Source organism: Ancylobacter sp. TW_SC_1 (assembly GCF_056836805.1).
This window is the reverse complement of record NZ_CM166365.1, coordinates 4,532,552-4,545,775: the sequence shown is the minus strand read 5'-3', so window position 1 is coordinate 4,545,775 and position 13,224 is coordinate 4,532,552. Positions and strand designations below refer to the sequence as shown.

The following is a 13,224-nucleotide window of genomic DNA, read 5'->3' as shown; positions in this document are numbered from 1 at the left end:
GGCTTCGCGTGGCGGCTCAACGGCACAATGCGAACAATTTTACCATGCCCGGAAAAGGGCACTGCTTGTCCGCCTTGACGGCCATGAGGGGGCCGTGATTGCCTCATGCGGGCGCAGATCGCGCATCAGGAAGGCAATCATGGCCAAGAAGAAGCGTTCCGAGAGGGACGCGGTCGACAATCCCCGCGGTGTCTCCTCGCTCGCCGAAGCGAAGGCGTGGATGGCCGCGCGCGGCATCACCGAGATCGAGTGCGCGGTTCCGGACCTTGCCGGGGTCGGGCGCGGCAAGATCATGCCGGTATCCAAGTTCCTCTCCGGTCCGACGATGAACCTGCCGCTGTCAGTGTTCTTCCAGACCATTTCCGGCGACTACCCGCCCTATGACAACCTCGTCGATTCCGTCGTGGTCGACAGCGATCTGGTGATGGAGCCGGATTTCTCGACGCTGGCGATCGTGCCCTGGGCGCAGGACCCGACGGCGCAGATCATCCACGACGCCTATCATCGCGACGGAAGGCCGGTGGAGCTCGCGCCCCGCCAGGTGCTCAAGAACGTCGTCGACCTCTACGCCAAGAAGGGCTGGAAGGCCGTGGTGGCGCCGGAGATCGAGTTCTATCTCGTCGAGCCCAACACCGATGCGGACTATCCGCTCAAGCCGCCGATCGGGCGGTCGGGCCGGCCGGAGATCGGCCGCCAGTCCTATTCGATCCAGGCGGTGAACGAGTTCGACGCCCTGTTCGAGGACATGTACGACTACTCCGAGGCGCAGGGCCTGGAGATCGACACGCTGATCCATGAGGACGGCGCGGCGCAGATGGAGATCAACCTGCTGCACGGCGACCCGATCGTGCTCGCCGACCAGGTGTTCCTGTTCAAGCGCACGATCCGCGAGGCGGCGCTCGCCCACAAGATCTACGCCACCTTCATGGCCAAGCCGATCGCCGACGAGCCCGGTTCGGCCATGCACATTCACCAGTCCATCGTCGATGCGGAGACCGGCAAGAACATCTTCTCGGACGCCGATGGCGACCCGACGCCGGAGTTCTTCGCCTTCATCGCCGGCCAGCAGCGCTATCTGCCGGCGGTGATGTCGATCCTCGCGCCTTACGTGAACTCCTATCGCCGGCTGACGCGCGACTCCATGGCGCCGATCAACGTGCAGTGGGGCTATGACAACCGCACGGCCGGGCTGCGCATCCCGCCTTCCTCGCCGGCGGCCCGCCGCGTCGAGAACCGGGTGCCGTCCTCCGACGCCAACCCCTATCTCGTCATCGCCGCCTCGCTGGCCTGCGGCTATCTCGGCCTCGTGGAGGGCCTGCGCCCGACCGAGCCGCTGGAGGCCGACGCCAAGGGCCTCGATTTCGAGCTGCCGCGCGGCCTGCTCGAGGCGGTGGCGGCGCTGCAGCATTCCGAGGAGATCTCCACCGTGCTCGGGCCGTCCTTCGTGAAGACCTACACGGCGGTGAAGCAGACCGAGTTCGACACCTTCATGCGGGTGATCTCGCCCTGGGAGCGGGAATATCTGCTGCTGAACGTGTGAGGGCACAGGCATAGGGGCCTGTGTGGAGGGTCCCGAAGCGCCTTCGGCGGCGTCTTGCGCGGGTCCCGGATCGACGCTTCGCCTGTGGCTAGGCTTGTCCGGGAAACGCTTGCCACTCTTCGTTTCCCGGACCAGCTGCACGTCGTGCGGCGCCGATCCGGGACCCGGCGCAAAATTCGTCAGTCGAATCTCCTTTGCCAAAGGCGTGGATCCCCGGGCCGTGCCCGGGGATGACGGCGCGCCGCCTAGGCCTTCACCGTCTCCTGCGCCAGAATCTCCCGCACGCGCGGGATCACCTTGGTGCCGTAGAGCTCGATGGCGCGCATCATCTTCGCATGCGCCAGCGGGCCGGCGCTGTATTTGAGGTCGAAGCGCGACAGGCCCAGAGTCTTCGCCGTCTTCGCGATCTTATGCGCCATGGTCTCGGGCGAGCCGAGATAGAGCGAGCCGTGCTCGATCTCGCGCTCGAAGGCATCGCGGCCATAGGCCGGCCAGCCGCGCTCGGCGCCGATGCGGTCGTGCATGCGCTTGTAGTCGGCGTAGAAATCCTCGCGCGCCTGCGCGTCGGTCTCCGCGACATAGCCGTGCGAATGCACGCCGATGGGCTGCATCTCGCCGCCGAGCTGGCCGATCGCCTTGTGGTAGAGGTCGACATAAGGGGCGAAGCGTCCCGGATTGCCGCCGATGATGGCGAGCATCAGCGGCAGGCCGTAGCGCGCGGCGCGCACCACCGATTCCGGTGAGCCGCCGACACCGATCCAGGTCTTGAGGGTTCCGGTCTCGATCGGCGGGAAGACGTGCTGGCCCTTGAGCGGCGGGCGCAGGCTGCCCTGCCAGTTCACGCCGCCCGGCGTACCGTTGTCGCGCAGCAGCGCGGCGAACAGGTCGAGCTTCTCGCTGAACAGCGCCTCATAGTCCTTCAGGTCGAAGCCGAAGAGGGGGAAGGACTCGGTGAAGGAGCCGCGTCCGAGGATCACCTCCGCGCGCCCGTTGGACAGCGCGTCCACGGTCGAGAAGCGCTGGAACACGCGGATCGGGTCGTCGGAGGAGAGCACGGTGACGGCCGAGCCGAGACGGATGCGGCGGGTAGCGGTGGCCATGCCGGCGAGCACGGTTTCCGGCGCCGAGACGGCGAAATCGTCGCGGTGATGCTCGCCCACGCCGATGAAGTCGACGCCGACCTCGTCGGCCAGCACCGCCTCCTCGACCAGATCGCGGATCACCTGCGCATGCGCGAGCGGCCTGCCGTCCGTGCCATGGGTGACGTCGCCGAAAGTGTCGATGCCGAGTTCGAGAGGCTGTGCCATGGCGGTTCCCACGTCGCGCCGGCGAGGTGCCGGCCGACCCCCATATGGACCACAGTTCCCGCCGGCGCATCATCGCGCCTGCAAGGACGGGCTTTCACTTCTGCAAGCGGGCGGAGGGATGGCCGTGGCCAGCACGAAAAAAAGCCCGCTGGACGAACCAGCGGGCTTCAAGTCGGCGACACGAGGGGGTCGATGTCGCCGTAAGCTCGGGCGGCGGGACGTGGTCCGGGGTGGGAGCCGGGCATGCGTCAGCCGCAGGAAATGAGGTCGTCATTGCGCGGTTTGGCGCTGGGGCGGGCATCTTCATGCCGCGCCGTCTCGCGCAGGGCCTCGCGCGCGGAAAGCCGGCGGGCCGCGCGGCGTTCCACCGAGCGCACCACGAGCACGGCGGTGGGGTCCTGCCAGAGCGGACCGGCCGAGGCGTCGCGCAGGTCCGAGCGCGTCAGGCCGATATCGCGCAGCATGCGGTCGTCGAACTCGCCGAGCTGGGCGAGATGACGACGGCTGGCGATGGCCTTGAGGAACTGAAGGCTACCCGAGAACGCGGCGATGAGCAGGCCGCTCGCCGCGGCACCGAACGAGGAGAACGCGGTTCTCCGGACTTCGCCAAGATACGACATTGTTACCTCCATCTGTCGGCCGCGCGGCAGTGACGTTGGGCTTTCTGATCCCGGGAGCCACTCGCGGCCACCCGATATCGACGCCACCCGTTCGCGGCGAGATCGTTATGACGGAGGTCGATTAATCACACTAGCGAATGTTTATGATCCGAGATATCATTTGCAGTGATGATAAGCCGTCGGGAGGCATCCGATGACCGTGCTGTTGGACATTGATCAATTAAGAACATTCATCACTATCGCTGAAACGGGCAGTTTCACGAAAGCGGCCGAAGTGGTGCACAAGACGCAGTCGGCCGTGTCCATGCAGATGAAGCGGCTGGAGGAGCGGGTCGGCAAGCCGATCTTCGCGCGCGACGGGCGCGGCTCGCGGCTCACCGACGAGGGCGACCGGCTGCTCGATTATGCCCGCCGCATCGTCAAGCTGAACATGGAGGCGGTGGCGAGCCTCGCCAGCGCCGAACTGTCCGGCCGGGTCCGGCTCGGCGTGCCGGACGATTATGCCGACCGCTACCTGCCCGAGATCATGGCGCGATTCTCCGCGACCCATCCCAATGTCGAGCTGACCGTGGTGTGCGATCCCTCGACCGACCTCGTCGACCGCATCGACACCGGCGATCTCGACCTCGCCATCATCACCGATTGCGAGACGATGAACCGCGAGACGGAGATCATCCGCCGCGAGCAGCTGCTCTGGGTCGGCTCCTCCCGCCATTCGGTGCATCGCGAGGACCCGGTGCCGCTGGCACTGGGGCGGCAGACCTGCAACTGGCGGCAGGAGGCGATCTCGATGCTGCAGGCGGTCGAGCGGCCGTTCCGCATTCTCTACACCTCGTCGAACAGCACGGCGGTCTCGGCGGCGGTGCTCTCGGGCCTCGCCATCTCGGTGCTGCCGGAATCGGGGCTGCGCCCCGGCATGCGGGTGCTCGGCCCCTCCGACGGCTTCCCCGCGCTCGCGCCCTGCCGCATCGGCCTCCTGCGCAACCGGCACGAGGCATCGGGGCTTGCGGACGCGCTGGCGGATCATATCGTTCAGGGTCTCGACAACATCTCCGAGGCGGCGATCGCGGCGGAGTGAGCAGGAGAGATCCGATGAGTTCGCCCGTGCCCGGAGATCTGGTCCCCTTCATCCGCTATGCCGATCCGCATGTCGCCATCGCCTGGCTGGAACGGGCGCTGGGCTTCCGGCCGATCATGGTGGTCGACGACGGCGAGGGCGGTGTCGCCCATGCCGAGCTGGTGCTCGGCACCGGCGCGCTCATGCTCGGCGGCTACCGCGACGACGCGCTGGGCATGCGCACCCCGGCGCAGATCGGCGGCGTGACGCAGGGCACCTATGTCGTTGTGCCGGACGCCGACGCCCTGTGGGCGAGCGCGCTGGCGGCGGGGGCCGAGGTGGTGATGGCGATCTACGACACCTCCTACGGTTCGCGCGAGTTCACCGTGCGCGATCCCGAGGGGCATCTGTGGAGCGTCGGCACCTACCGCGCCGGCTCCTATAACGGGGAATGATCAGTAGGCGTATTCGTCGAAGATCGGCTCGACCGAGCGGTTCCAGTCGTTCTCGTAGCGGGCCAGCAGGATCTCGGCCGGGGTGAGGCCGGCAGCGAGGCTCTCGTCCAGCGGCTTCAGGAAACGGGTCTCGTCGCGGCCCTGGCTGTCGCGGTAGTCGCGGCGGGCGAGGCCGGCGCGGGCGATCTCGACCACCTCGCGCGCCAGATCGAGCATCGAGCGGCCGGCGATCTCGGCCTTGAAGCCGAGACGGGGCACGTCGTCGCGCAGCTTTTGGCGCTCTTCGGCGCTCCAGCCCCTGGCGAGGTCCCAGGCGGCGTCGAGGCTCTGCGTGTCGTAATAGAGGCCGGTCCACAAAGCGGGCAGGGCGCACAGGTTGCGCCACGGGCCGCCATCGGCGCCGCGCATTTCGAGATAACGCTTCAGCCGCACCTCGGGGAAGATGGTGGAGAGGTGGTTGGCCCAATCGGAGACGGTCGCCGTCTCGCCCGGTACCGCCGCGTGCCGTCCGGCCAGCAGGTCGCGGAAGGACGAGCCGGCGACGTCGATATAGGTGTCGCCGCGCTTGATGAAGTACATCGGCACGTCGAGCGCGTAGTCGACGTAACGCTCGAAGCCCATGCCCTCCTCGAAGGCGAAGGGCAGCATGCCGGCGCGGTTGTTGTCGGTGTCGCGCCAGATCTCCGAGCGATAGGAGAGGAAGCCATTCGGCTTGCCTTCGGTGAAGGGCGAATTGGCGAACAGCGCCGTGGCCACCGGCTGCAAAGCGAGGCCGACGCGCAGCTTCTTCACCATGTCGGCTTCCGAGCCGAAATCGAGATTCACCTGCACGGTGCAGGTGCGGAACATCATGTCGAGGCCGTGCGTGCCGACCTTCGGCATGTAGTTCGACATGATCTTGTAGCGGCCCTTGGGCATGACGGGCGTCTCACCCAGCGTCCATTTCGGGCTCATGCCGAGGCCGAGGAAGCCGAAGCCCAGCGGCGTCGCCACCTCGCGCACCTGTTCGAGATGGCTGTTCACCTCGGCGCAGGTCTCGTGAAGGGTGATGAGCGGTGCGCCGGACAGCTCGAACTGCCCGCCCGGCTCCAGCGAGATCGCCCCGCCGCCGACATTGTCGGCAAGGCCGATAATGGTCTCGCCCTCCATGATGGGCTCCCAGCAGTTCAGCGCCTGCATGCCTTCGAGCAGCGCGCGGATGCCGTTCGCGCCCTCATAAGGCACGGGATCATGGCCTTTGAGCGTGAAGGGGAACTTCTCGTGCTCGGTGCCGATACGGAATTTCGAGGGCGCCTTGCAGCCCGCCTCGAACCACGCGACGAGTTCGTCGCGGCTTTCGATGGGCTGCGTATCGATCTGGTCTCGCGCCATGGGGAACTCCGGCCGGCATGCTGGGCGCGAGACCATACACAGGCGGAACGGCGACGCAAATCGCCGTAACTACCGATGAAAATCGGGGAATGATGCCGCCCGGCGCCAGGCCGTTTCAGCCCGTGGCGCCGGCGGAGGTCAGGACCACGGCGCGGCTTCCCGCCGGCACCCGCCGGTAGAGGTCGATGATGTCCTGGTTCAGCAGCCGGATGCAGCCGGAGGAGACCATGGTGCCGATGGTCCACGGCTCGACGGTGCCGTGCAGCCGGTACAGCGTGTCGCGCCCGTCGCGGTAGAGGTAGAGCGCGCGCGGGCCGAGCGGGTTGCCGGTGCCGCCCGGCAGGCCGCCGGCATATTTGGCGTAGCGCTCGGGCTCGCGGCGAATCATGTCCGGGGTCGGCGTCCAGCGCGGCCACTCGGCCTTGCGGGCGATGGTCGCGGCGCCGCGGAAGTTGAAGCCCTCCTCGCGGCCGACGCCGACGCCGTAGCGCAGCGCCCGTCCGCCTTCCCGGACCAGATAGGCATGGCGGGCCTCGACGTCGACGACGATGGTGCCGGGCTCCTCGCGGGTGGCATAGGCGACCTCGCGCCGGAGGAAGCGGGGGTCGATCCGCGACAGGTCGATCGCCGGAACCGGGTAGGGTTCGCCATCGACCGCGGCATAAATGGCCTCGTCAGACGCCGCATGGGCCGGCGCGGAGGCAACGGGGCGGGCGACCGGCGCCGGCGCCGGCCGGCGCGCCGTGGCGCAGCCGGTGAGAAGGAGGGGCGCGCTGAGAAGGAAACCGCGTCGGTCGATGGCCATGGGCGTCTGTGCCTCCGGTTGAATGCGTTTGGGATCGCGGCCTAGGTGCGCGATGGCGCCGGAAGCGTCCATATGTTATGGAGTAATCACTCCCATAACCAAGAGGCATGGATGGATCTCGCCGCCGCCCTGCGCGCCTTCGTGCGCACCGTCGAGCGCGGCTCGGTGACGGCGGCGGCGCGCGACCTCGCCGTGTCGCAGCCGGCCGTCACCAAGCATCTGCGCAATCTGGAGCGCCATGTCGGTGCGCGGCTCGTGGAGCGCTCGGCGCGGCTGGTGCGCCCCACGCCGCAGGGCGCGGCGCTCTACGAGGCGAGCCGCGCGGCGCTCGCTTCCATCGATTCCGCGCTGGAGGGCGTGCGGCGCGACATGGGCGCCATCGAGGGGACGCTGCGCATCCACGCGCCCGCCTGCCTCGGCGCGCGGCGGCTGCACGGCATCGTCATGGAGTTTCAGGCGGCGCATCCGGGCGTGGACGTCGATCTCATCCTGGAGAACCGCAGCGTCGATCTCGTCTACGAAAATCTGGACCTCGCGGTGAAATATGGCCGGCCGGAAGGGCAGGACCTGATCATCCGGCGGCTGGGTCTGGTGCGGCGGGTGCTGGTGGCGGCGCCGAGCTTCCTGGCCCGCTGCGGCCCTGTCGATACGCTGGAGCGCCTGTCCGAGATCGACCTCGTCACCACGCCCGCCGTGGTGTCGCCGCGCGACATGTTGAGCCTGCAGCGTGCCGGGAGCGCCGCCGGCGAGGCGTTCGAGGTGCCGGTGCGCCCGATCCTGCGCACCAATGCCGCCGAAGTGATCGAGCAGACGCTGCTGGCCGGTCACGCGGCCGGGCCGGTGCAGCTGTTGTTCGCCGCCCGCGACCTGGCGGCGGGGCGCCTCGTGCGGCTGCTGCCGGAATACGAGGTGCGCCCGTCGGAGGTCTTTCTCGCCTATCCCTCGGTGCGCTTCATGCGCCCGGTGGTGAGGGCCTTCACCGATTTCGCGGTGCCGGCGCTGCGGGCGACGGAAGGCATCACCTGAGCGCGTGCCGTCCGGGACGGCACTTCTCCCTCTCCCCGGCGGGGAGAGGTAAAAAGCCGGCCTGAGCCGTGCTACTGCGCCGAGGCGTGGGTGAGCCAGGTCTTCACCGCATTGAGCGCCTCGTTGCGGTTGCCGGTGCGGTGCGCGGCCTCCTGATAGACGGCGATCTGGATGTCGGCGCTGGTTCCGCCGCTGAGGATGGTGCGCAGGTGCTCCAGCTCGTCGAGCCCGCCCAGCGCCTGCGCATCGTCGCGCAACTGGTCGATCAGCGTCTCCACCGCCTGCGCGGTGGGAATCGCCTCGCGGATATTGCGGTCGACGAAGCTGCCATGGATGCCATAGCGCTGCGCCCGCCATTTGTTCTCCACCGCGATGGCGCGGTCGACCGCGTCGACGCCGGCATTCAGCGTCGGATTGCGCACCAGATGGCGCACCAGCGCCTGGTAGAGCGCGGCGATGGCGACCGAGTCCTCCACCCGCGTGCAGCTGTCGGGCGCGCGCAGCTCCAGCGTCGGGTGCTTTTCCGAGGGGCGGATGGTCCACCACACATAGCTCGAATCGCGGATCGCCCGCGCCGCCACCAGCGCGTCGATATAGTCCTGATAGTCCTTGGAGCTTTCGAACAGCTCGGGCAGCCCGGTGCGCGGCAGCTCGTCATAGGCGGCGAGGCGATACCCCATCAGGCCGGTACGCTTGGATTCCCAGAACGGCGAGGAGGTCGACAGCGCCACGAAGACCGGCAGATAGGGCAGGATGCGGCGCATCACGTCGATGCGCTGGTCGGCGTCCGGCAGTTCCACATGCACATGCATGCCGCACAGCATGTTGCGCTCGCCGAGCATCTGCAGGTCGTGCATCAGCCCGTCATAGCGCCGGGTCGGGGTACGCTTGCCGGTCTGCCAGCTCGCGGTCGGGTGGGTGCCGGCGGCGATGAAGGCGAGGTCGAAGCCCGCCGCCACCTCGCCAAGCGTGCGGCGCAGCCCGTGCAGCTGGCGGCGCGCATCGGCGGCGCAGTGGTGCGGACGGGTCATCACCTCGATCTGCGACTGCAGCATCTCGCCGGTCGCGGCGTCGCCGAGCGAATCGCGCACCTTGTCCATGAAGGTGGACGGCACGCGCCGCAGGGCGCTCTTGGTCTCGCCTTCGACGATGAAATATTCTTCTTCGATGCCGATACGGTATTCTTCAGTCATGGCCTGAGTCATCGCGTTGTTCCCCCGCATTGGTCTGCAAGAGCGCAGGCATGCTGAGCTTAGCCGACGCAGAATCGGCAAACCTCATGCGGGTTGTGTGATGATGGAAAAGTAAGACCGGATTGTGACTTGGGCGATATCGGAATGAAGGCGTATATTTAGTATAATTGTCAAAAATAAACGCACTCCACTACCTGCGTGCGGAGTCAATTCATCTCAACTCGCCGTCCGCCCCCGCCCAAAGGAGAGGGTCGACGTCGACGCCCATCAACGCGCACGCCGTCCTCCGGTTCCGCCCTCCGGTTCCGGGCAGGTTTTCGGCGGGGCGAGCGCGCGGACGGGTCAGCGCGAGCCTTGCCGCGCCGCCTCGACCAGCGCCAGCGCCGCGACGGCGGCGGTGTCGGCGCGCAATATGCGCGGCCCGAGCGACAGTACGATGGTGCCCGGGCGGGCGGCGATGAGGCGCCGCTCCTCGTCGGCGAAGCCGCCTTCCGGGCCGATGAGCACGGCGAGCGGGCCGCCGATCGCCGCGCGCAGTTCGCCGAGCGGATCGGTCTCCGGCGCCGCCTCGTCGCAGAACACCAGGCGGCGCTCCGGCGGCAGGTCCGCCAGCCAGCGCGGGAGCGCGACCGGCTCCAGCACGTCCGGCGGGCCGAGGATGCCGCACTGTTCGGCGGCCTCGATCACATTTGCGCGCATGCGCTCGGTGTTCACCCGCGTCGCCTGGGTGCGGCGGGTCATCACCGGCACCAGCCGGCCGGCGCCCATCTCGACCGCCTTCTGCACCATGTAGTCCAGCCGGGCGTGCTTGAGCGGGGCGAAGACGTAGTCGAGATCGGGCCGCGGCGACTGACGCCGCAGCCTGATGTCGCAGCCCAGCTGCACCTCGCGCTTGCCGCCCGGCTCGCGCACGGCGCGCCATTCCCCATCGCGCCCGTTGAACAGGTGGATATGTTCGCCGACGCCGAGACGGATCACGTCCGACACGTAATGCGCCCGGTCGCGGTCGAGCTTGACCACGGCCCCTTCGGCCAGATCGTCCTCGACGAAGAGCCGCTGGGCACGGAAATCATAGGGCTGGTCGGTCGAATCATCGGTGGGACGGGCCATGATGCGGGCCATTTTCTCGCTTATGTCGGGCAGAAGACGGATGCCGTGATGTTGCCCAATCTTTAATGCGTCTGTATCACGCTTGGTCAATGAGACGGCACCGACCGACATTCTGATGAGAGGTTGGACTTTGGACGTTCGCCAGATGCGCTCACTCGCCCGTGCCCGGCTACCGGCGCTGGCCGGCATGCTGTTCGTTGGCCTGCTGGGCTCGCAGCCGGCAGGCGCGCAATGGATCGGTGCGCCGGGCGGCTCCGGCGAGGGCGCCAGCTCCGGCACCGTGACCATTACGCCGGCGCCGCAGACGGCCTCGCCCGGCATTACCCCCGGGTTCAGTACCGGCGGGTTCACCCCGGCCCCCGCAACGCCGATGCCGCAGCAGGCCAACCCGGACATGGCCGATTGCCAGCGGCAGGTGGAGAAGCTCCGCGGCGACCTCGAGGCGCGCGGCGCGTCCATCCAGAAGGCGGCGAAGGGCAAGCGGCCGCCCTCCGAGTTGTGCCCGCTGTTCCGCAATTTCGCCAACGCCCAGCAGGGTTTCTACGACTACCTCACCACCAACAAGGCCAAGTGCGGCGTGCCGGACGACGTGCTGAAGAAGATCAAGGAGAACGTCGCCTCGGTCACGTCGACGCGCAACCGCGTCTGCGAGGTGGCCAAGGTGCAGGAGAGCGGCGGCGGTGCCGGGCCCAGCGGCCCGCCGGCCCAGGGCTCGGTCTCGGCCGGCCTCGGCCTGCCGAGCGGCCTGCCGAGCATGGCGGCTCCGCCCGGCGGCGTGTTCGACACGCTCGGCGGCGACGCGCTGCGCTGAGCCGCCGCGATGATCCCCGCCGCTTCGGCGCCGGCCGATTCCGCCGGAAACTGGGTCGAGCGCCACGCGCCGTCGTTTCTGCGTCCCTTTCTGCGTCTGGCCCGCGTCGACCGGCCGATCGGCAGCTGGCTGCTGCTCATTCCCTGCCTGTGGTCGGTGGCGCTCGCCCTGCGCGTGCAGGCGGCGACCGGCACCCCGGATTATCTGCGGGCGCTGGCGCTGATGGTGCTTTTCGCCATCGGCTCGGTCGCCATGCGCGGCGCCGGCTGCACCTGGAACGACATTCTCGACCGCGACATTGACGGCCGGGTCGAGCGCACGCGCTCGCGGCCGCTGCCGGCTGGGCAGGTGACGCTCGCCGGCGCCGTCGTGTTTCTCGCGGTGCAGTGCCTCGCCGGCCTCGTGGTGCTGCTGTGCCTGCCGAACTTCGCCATCGTCGTGGCGCTGTCCTCGCTCGGGCTGGTGGCGGTCTATCCGCTGATGAAGCGGGTGATCTGGATTCCGCAGCTCGTGCTCGGGCTCGCCTTCTCCTGGGGCGCGCTGATGGGGTTCGCCGCGCTGGCCGAGGCTTTGCCGCCGGCCGCTCTCCTGCTCTATGCCGGCTCGGTGCTCTGGGTGGTGGGCTATGACACCATCTACGCCCATCAGGACCGCGAGGATGACGAGCAGGCCGGGGTGAAGTCGTCGGCGCGGCTCTTCGCCGGCGCGACCAAGCTCTGGCTGGTCGGCCTCTACGGCACTGCCGCCGCGCTGCTGGCGGCCGCCATCGGCGCGACGGGCGGCGGGCTTCTCGCCTGGCTGGGCCTCGCCTTGTTCGCGGCGCATCTGGCCTGGCAGGTCTGGCGTCTCGACATCGACGACCGGGACAATTGCCGCGACGTGTTCCTCTCGAACCGCGATGCGGGCCTCATCCTGTTCGCCGGCCTGATGGTGCAGGCGCTGATCGGCTGACGCCGGCGGTTGCCGGAGCGGCCCCGGCGGTGCTAAGCAGCCGAAACCCTTGAAAGCACGGTTCCCATGAGCATACGCCTGCACCGCGGCGATCTGGTCGATCTCGCCCGCTACACGCCCGAAAAGGCGCCCTTCGTCGCCATCGACACCGAGACGCTCGGTCTCAACCCGCACCGCGATCGCCTGTGCGTGGTGCAGCTCTCGCCCGGCGACGGCACCGCCGACATCGTGCAGATCCCGGCCGGCGCCGGCCCCGGCAGCGCGCCGAACCTCGAAAAGTTGCTCACCGATCCGCGCAGCGTGAAGCTGTTCCATTTCGCCCGCTTCGACGTCGCGGTGCTCGGCAAGGCGTTCGGCCTGACGGTGTCGCCGGTCTGGTGCACCAAGATCGCCTCGCGGCTGACCCGCACCTACACCGACCGGCATGGCCTGAAGGAACTGGTGCGCGAGCTGCTCGGCATCGACCTGTCGAAGCAGCAGCAGAGCTCGGACTGGGCGGCGGAGGAACTGACCGACGCGCAGCTCCAGTATGCCGCCTCGGACGTGCTGCATCTGCACGCGCTGCAGGCCAGGCTGGCGGCCATGCTGGCGCGCGAGGGGCGGGGCGAGCTTGCGCAGGCGTGTTTCGACTTCCTGCCCACCCGCGCCCGGCTCGACCTCGCGGGATGGCCGGACGAGGACATTTTCTCGCATTCCTGAGGCCGTGGACGGGCGTTGCCGCAGGCCCGCCCGACATTCGCCGACTTCTCAAGGCTAGTTGAGGGGACAGCATTGCCCCCGCGCTTGCGCCTGGGAGCGGAAGCCGCCATTTTAGAAATGGTCGTTGAAACGGGGGTCGACCGTAGTCGGGGAAGTGCCGCCACGCATGAACAAACACGTCGAATCTCCCGTGCGCCTCGGCGCGAGAGCGACGGAGCCATCGGCTCGGCGTGCGGCGACGGCTGACCAGAAGGGTTCCGACCGGTTCAAGGCGGCCCG

General features: G+C 68.3%; 13 protein-coding genes. 7 read left to right on the top strand and 6 right to left on the bottom strand.

The features are described from left to right. Nucleotides 1–139: 139 nt before the first annotated feature. Nucleotides 140–1,540, top strand: a complete 1,401-nt coding sequence (locus AC1PZ7_RS21540) for a glutamine synthetase family protein (protein ID WP_482357229.1) — start codon at nt 140–142, stop codon at nt 1,538–1,540. A gap of 245 nt (nt 1,541–1,785) precedes the next feature. On the opposite strand, the gene AC1PZ7_RS21535 is transcribed toward AC1PZ7_RS21540, so the two are convergent. Beyond that, the gene (locus AC1PZ7_RS21535) at nt 1,786–2,847 is read right to left on the bottom strand and encodes an LLM class flavin-dependent oxidoreductase (protein ID WP_482357228.1); all 1,062 of its coding nucleotides are present in this window, start codon (nt 2,845–2,847) and stop codon (nt 1,786–1,788) included. A gap of 248 nt (nt 2,848–3,095) precedes the next feature. Further along, the gene (locus AC1PZ7_RS21530; RefSeq protein WP_482357227.1) at nt 3,096–3,467 is read right to left on the bottom strand and encodes a DUF1127 domain-containing protein; all 372 of its coding nucleotides are present in this window, start codon (nt 3,465–3,467) and stop codon (nt 3,096–3,098) included. Between the two features lie 193 nt (nt 3,468–3,660). Here AC1PZ7_RS21530 and AC1PZ7_RS21525 point away from each other — a divergent pair, with 193 nt between their 5' ends. Further along, on the top strand, nt 3,661–4,545 hold the full coding sequence (locus AC1PZ7_RS21525; RefSeq protein ID WP_482357226.1) for a LysR substrate-binding domain-containing protein: 885 nt from the start codon (nt 3,661–3,663) through the stop codon (nt 4,543–4,545). 14 nt (nt 4,546–4,559) lie between these two features. Continuing rightward, nucleotides 4,560–4,979, top strand: coding sequence for a VOC family protein (locus AC1PZ7_RS21520; RefSeq protein ID WP_482357225.1), 420 nt, complete (start codon nt 4,560–4,562; stop codon nt 4,977–4,979). Here AC1PZ7_RS21520 and AC1PZ7_RS21515 read toward each other — a convergent pair whose 3' ends face one another. Together AC1PZ7_RS21515 and AC1PZ7_RS21510 are read right to left on the bottom strand one after the other, a co-directional pair. Then, the gene (locus AC1PZ7_RS21515) at nt 4,980–6,350 is read right to left on the bottom strand and encodes a glutamate--cysteine ligase (protein ID WP_482357224.1); all 1,371 of its coding nucleotides are present in this window, start codon (nt 6,348–6,350) and stop codon (nt 4,980–4,982) included. A gap of 115 nt (nt 6,351–6,465) precedes the next feature. Continuing rightward, the gene (locus AC1PZ7_RS21510; protein ID WP_482357223.1) at nt 6,466–7,155 is read right to left on the bottom strand and encodes a L,D-transpeptidase; all 690 of its coding nucleotides are present in this window, start codon (nt 7,153–7,155) and stop codon (nt 6,466–6,468) included. A gap of 111 nt (nt 7,156–7,266) precedes the next feature. Between AC1PZ7_RS21510 and AC1PZ7_RS21505 the strand changes: the two genes are divergently transcribed. Continuing rightward, the gene (locus tag AC1PZ7_RS21505; RefSeq protein WP_482357222.1) at nt 7,267–8,181 is read left to right on the top strand and encodes a LysR family transcriptional regulator; all 915 of its coding nucleotides are present in this window, start codon (nt 7,267–7,269) and stop codon (nt 8,179–8,181) included. A gap of 71 nt (nt 8,182–8,252) precedes the next feature. Here the strand turns inward: AC1PZ7_RS21505 and AC1PZ7_RS21500 are convergent, their stop codons facing one another. Both AC1PZ7_RS21500 and AC1PZ7_RS21495 read right to left on the bottom strand, forming a co-directional pair. Further along, entirely contained in the window at nt 8,253–9,374 is a 1,122-nt protein-coding gene (locus tag AC1PZ7_RS21500; protein ID WP_482357221.1) for a carboxylate-amine ligase, read from the bottom strand. A gap of 342 nt (nt 9,375–9,716) precedes the next feature. Continuing rightward, nucleotides 9,717–10,484, bottom strand: a complete 768-nt coding sequence (locus AC1PZ7_RS21495) for a 16S rRNA (uracil(1498)-N(3))-methyltransferase (protein ID WP_482357220.1) — start codon at nt 10,482–10,484, stop codon at nt 9,717–9,719. A 145-nt stretch (nt 10,485–10,629) separates the two neighbouring features. Here AC1PZ7_RS21495 and AC1PZ7_RS21490 point away from each other — a divergent pair, with 145 nt between their 5' ends. From AC1PZ7_RS21490 to AC1PZ7_RS21480, 3 genes are all read left to right on the top strand, one after another. Beyond that, the gene (locus AC1PZ7_RS21490) at nt 10,630–11,295 is read left to right on the top strand and encodes a hypothetical protein (RefSeq protein WP_482357219.1); all 666 of its coding nucleotides are present in this window, start codon (nt 10,630–10,632) and stop codon (nt 11,293–11,295) included. A 9-nt stretch (nt 11,296–11,304) separates the two neighbouring features. After that, nucleotides 11,305–12,246 carry a 4-hydroxybenzoate octaprenyltransferase gene (gene ubiA, locus AC1PZ7_RS21485; RefSeq protein WP_482357218.1) on the top strand — a complete coding sequence of 314 codons (942 nt, stop codon included), beginning with the start codon at nt 11,305–11,307 and terminating at the stop codon, nt 12,244–12,246. 66 nt (nt 12,247–12,312) lie between these two features. Continuing rightward, on the top strand, nt 12,313–12,945 hold the full coding sequence (locus AC1PZ7_RS21480) for a ribonuclease D (protein WP_482357217.1): 633 nt from the start codon (nt 12,313–12,315) through the stop codon (nt 12,943–12,945). Nucleotides 12,946–13,224 lie beyond the last annotated feature (279 nt).

What these genes read in the sequence shown, in the direction of transcription:
- AC1PZ7_RS21540 (WP_482357229.1), top strand. Translation starts at nt 140, where the DNA reads ATGGCCAAGAAGAAGCGTTCCGAGAGGGACGCGGTCGACAATCCCCGC.
- AC1PZ7_RS21535 (WP_482357228.1), bottom strand. Translation starts at nt 2,847, where the DNA reads ATGGCACAGCCTCTCGAACTCGGCATCGACACTTTCGGCGACGTCACC.
- AC1PZ7_RS21530 (WP_482357227.1), bottom strand. Translation starts at nt 3,467, where the DNA reads ATGTCGTATCTTGGCGAAGTCCGGAGAACCGCGTTCTCCTCGTTCGGT.
- AC1PZ7_RS21525 (WP_482357226.1), top strand. Translation starts at nt 3,661, where the DNA reads ATGACCGTGCTGTTGGACATTGATCAATTAAGAACATTCATCACTATC.
- AC1PZ7_RS21520 (WP_482357225.1), top strand. Translation starts at nt 4,560, where the DNA reads ATGAGTTCGCCCGTGCCCGGAGATCTGGTCCCCTTCATCCGCTATGCC.
- AC1PZ7_RS21515 (WP_482357224.1), bottom strand. Translation starts at nt 6,350, where the DNA reads ATGGCGCGAGACCAGATCGATACGCAGCCCATCGAAAGCCGCGACGAA.
- AC1PZ7_RS21510 (WP_482357223.1), bottom strand. Translation starts at nt 7,155, where the DNA reads ATGGCCATCGACCGACGCGGTTTCCTTCTCAGCGCGCCCCTCCTTCTC.
- AC1PZ7_RS21505 (WP_482357222.1), top strand. Translation starts at nt 7,267, where the DNA reads ATGGATCTCGCCGCCGCCCTGCGCGCCTTCGTGCGCACCGTCGAGCGC.
- AC1PZ7_RS21500 (WP_482357221.1), bottom strand. Translation starts at nt 9,374, where the DNA reads ATGACTGAAGAATACCGTATCGGCATCGAAGAAGAATATTTCATCGTC.
- AC1PZ7_RS21495 (WP_482357220.1), bottom strand. Translation starts at nt 10,484, where the DNA reads ATGGCCCGTCCCACCGATGATTCGACCGACCAGCCCTATGATTTCCGT.
- AC1PZ7_RS21490 (WP_482357219.1), top strand. Translation starts at nt 10,630, where the DNA reads ATGCGCTCACTCGCCCGTGCCCGGCTACCGGCGCTGGCCGGCATGCTG.
- ubiA (WP_482357218.1), top strand. Translation starts at nt 11,305, where the DNA reads ATGATCCCCGCCGCTTCGGCGCCGGCCGATTCCGCCGGAAACTGGGTC.
- AC1PZ7_RS21480 (WP_482357217.1), top strand. Translation starts at nt 12,313, where the DNA reads ATGAGCATACGCCTGCACCGCGGCGATCTGGTCGATCTCGCCCGCTAC.